Origin of the sequence: Streptomyces sp. NPDC002044 (assembly GCF_040296725.1) — a bacterium.
Lineage (GTDB): Bacteria > Actinomycetota > Actinomycetes > Streptomycetales > Streptomycetaceae > Streptomyces > Streptomyces antarcticus.
Map to the genome: position 1 here is coordinate 1 of NZ_JBEOXU010000303.1, position 2,511 is coordinate 2,511.

Here is a 2,511-nt window from a genome sequence, read left to right on the forward strand (position 1 = left end):
TCCAGTTCTGGTCCGACCAGTTGCGGGCGACCGACCTGTCGCTGTACGGGCGCAAGCTGTGGCACACGATGAGCTCGTACTGGCCGACCGGCGACCCCGGGTGGGCGCGGTCGCCGCGACCCTCGCGGGGTGGGTCCTGGTCCTCGTACTGCTGGACGCGTACCTGCCGGGCGCCGCGGGCTGAACCGCCGGGCGGTGCGCCTCACACGATCCCGGTCACGACGACGTGCACCGGGATCGTCCGTGCCGCGTCCGGGTACGACGTGCGCACCGCCTCCCGGACGGCACGCGTCACGTCGAGGGCGCGGTACCCGCGCAGCAGGACGACGTGGACGTCGACGGCCGCCGCCCGGTCACCGCGAGCCGCGCTGATCCTGACCCCCGACGCGTGGCGGGGCGTGGACGGCGCGCGCCCCGGGACCGCCGCCGCGGCGGCGAAGCGCAGGCGCTCGCCGAGCGCGGGCCGCAGGAACGCCACGCCCCGGACACCGAGCACGGCCTCGCCGATCACGGCCGGGGACGGCGCGGGTCCGCCGCTGTTCGTGTTCGTCATCGCGGGTCCTCATCGGGGGATTCGTGGTGGAGGTCGGTGACGACCACGTCGACGGAGGTGATCCGCATGCCCAGGTCCTGCCGGGCGGCCTCCGCGATCTGCCGGCGGATCCGGTCCGCGGTCCGTTGCAGGTCGCGGGCCGCGCCTGCGGTGACCTCGATCCGCACCCGGGCCGGTGTCCGGGGCCGTTCGCCGGAGCCGGGTTCGCGGCCGGGTTCGGGGCCGACGCGGCAGCTTCCCGCCCGGACGCCCGGGACGCGCTCGGCCGCGGCGCGGAAGGCGCGGGCGGCGACGGCCTCGTGGATCCAGGCGTCCTCGTCCGCGTCGCCCAGTGCGAGGGTGCGGCCGGGCCGCAGTTCGAGGCGTACGACGTCCATGATGTTCGCGGCGAGCCGGGACGCGTCCGCCTGCCGGCCGGTACCGGTCTCCTCGCCGTCGCGGCGCACGACGTCGCGCAGCCGCGCGAGATCCGCGAGGGCGGGGGCACAGTGCGGGCAGTCGGTCGTGTGCGGGTCGGCGGCGCCCCGCGGGCCCTGCTGCCACCGGTCCCACAGGGTCGCGAGGTCCCTGCCGCAGGGCAGGAGTCCGTCGTCCCCGGCGTCCGGGGCGTACTCGGGTTCGTTCATCGCCATGCGCCCATCGCCTCCGTCAGACAGCGCCGAGCACGAAAGACTCTGGCCCGTACGGCTTCCTGGCTGATTCCGACCATCTCCGCGATCGTCTCGTACGGCATCGTCTCGATCTCCCGCAGGACCCAGCAGGCGCGCTGTTCCGGCGAGAGGAGGGCCATCGCCTCTCCCAGCGCGCGGACCGCGGCCTGGGACTCCGCCGCGCGTGCGGGGGAGTTCAGGTGATCGGGCGCGGGCTGCTCGGGCACCTGGTCGAGGTCGGCCATGGGCCGCCGCGAGCGCAGCGTGTTCAGACAGCGGTTGGTCACGATCCGGTGCATCCAGGTCCCGAATCCCGCGTCGCCGCGGAACTCGGGCAGTTTGCGCCAGGCGCTGACGAAGGCCTCCTGGACCGCGTCCTCGGCCTCGGACCTGCTGCCCAGCAGGTTGGCCGCCAGCCGGAGCATGGCGGGCCCGTGGCCGCGGACCAGCGTTTCGAAGGCTTCCTCGTCGCCTTCGGCCGCCCGTACGGTCAGCAGCGCGTCGTCCGGATGCTCCGCCACCCCCGGCCGGTGTGGGCCTTGGTCCCGCTCAGCCGTCACGCCACGGCTCCTTTCGCGTCACCTCGTTGGACACCACCGGCGGGACTTCGTTACGGCCCGCCGGCGGAATCCTCGTGTCCGCCTCATTCGGAACCGGTGCGTCGGGGGACTGCCCCGGCCCGTGACGGACGCGGACACCCCCTTCGGCGGTGGCGTCTTCGAGGAGCACGGACGACCTCCTGATGACACAGCGTCACCCGCCCGGGTTCCCGCAACCTCCGTCGGCACGAGCGCACTTCACGGCGGGCGGCCGACGGCCCGTGGGGGAGTGCGGGAGTTCACCGCCCGCGCGTGCGGTGCGATGAACCCACCTGTCGCCGTTGATCGGCCATTGGAGTGGTGGACCGTTTCTCGTGACGTTCCGTGACGTTGAACGGGCCGACGCGTCCTTCCCGGCGCGTCTTCCAGAGATCCATTGGAGTAGTCATGCGCATGCGCTCTGCCCTCACCGTCTCCGTCCTGGCCGCGGGCATCCTGCTCGGAGGCGCCGGTGCCTCCCTGGCCAATGAGGGCGTCGAGGGCGAAGCCTTCTCCGGCGGGCACTCGAGCTACGCGTTCACCTGCTCGGCGGCCGCCGGGGTTCCGGCGCGCATCGGTCCCGTCTGGACCTCGTCGTGTGCGGGCGAGGGCGAGCGGGACCACGCGGAGTACGGTCACTTCAACGTCCGCGGCTGACACCCGGACAGCACCGCGGGGGGGGCGCGCGCCCCCCCCCGGGGGGGCCCCCCCCGGGGGGGGGCCCGGGCGG

Annotated in this window: 5 protein-coding genes and 1 pseudogene; 3 read left to right on the forward strand and 3 right to left on the reverse strand. The window is 74.3% G+C overall.

The features are described from left to right. Both ABT106_RS31760 and ABT106_RS31765 read left to right on the forward strand, forming a co-directional pair. Window positions 1-95: pseudogene (locus ABT106_RS31760) on the forward strand (dihydrofolate reductase family protein); the annotation flags it as partial. After that, window positions 59-184: a hypothetical protein gene (locus ABT106_RS31765; protein ID WP_351284482.1), complete on the forward strand. Its 126-nt coding sequence runs from the start codon at window positions 59-61 to the stop codon at window positions 182-184. The pseudogene ABT106_RS31760 and the gene ABT106_RS31765, both read left to right, overlap by 37 nt. An 18-nt stretch (window positions 185-202) precedes the next feature. Here the strand turns inward: ABT106_RS31765 and ABT106_RS31770 are convergent, their stop codons facing one another. Genes ABT106_RS31770 through ABT106_RS31780 form a run of 3 tightly spaced genes read right to left on the reverse strand, consistent with a single transcriptional unit; the run spans window position 203 to window position 1,724 of the window. Further along, complete coding sequence (locus ABT106_RS31770) at window positions 203-553, reverse strand: Asp23/Gls24 family envelope stress response protein (protein ID WP_351284485.1); 351 nt, start codon at window positions 551-553, stop codon at window positions 203-205. Beyond that, window positions 550-1,185 carry an Asp23/Gls24 family envelope stress response protein gene (locus ABT106_RS31775; protein ID WP_351284473.1) on the reverse strand — a complete coding sequence of 212 codons (636 nt, stop codon included), beginning with the start codon at window positions 1,183-1,185 and terminating at the stop codon, window positions 550-552. Before ABT106_RS31775 ends, ABT106_RS31770 begins: the two co-directional genes overlap by 4 nt. After that, window positions 1,176-1,724, reverse strand: coding sequence for an RNA polymerase sigma factor (locus ABT106_RS31780; RefSeq protein ID WP_351284476.1), 549 nt, complete (start codon window positions 1,722-1,724; stop codon window positions 1,176-1,178). The genes ABT106_RS31775 and ABT106_RS31780 overlap by 10 nt, the downstream gene beginning before the upstream one ends. A 465-nt stretch (window positions 1,725-2,189) precedes the next feature. On the opposite strand from ABT106_RS31780, the gene ABT106_RS31785 reads away from it, so the two are divergent. Further along, on the forward strand, window positions 2,190-2,438 hold the full coding sequence (locus ABT106_RS31785) for a hypothetical protein (protein WP_351284479.1): 249 nt from the start codon (window positions 2,190-2,192) through the stop codon (window positions 2,436-2,438). The last annotated feature ends 73 nt before the right edge of the window (window positions 2,439-2,511 follow it).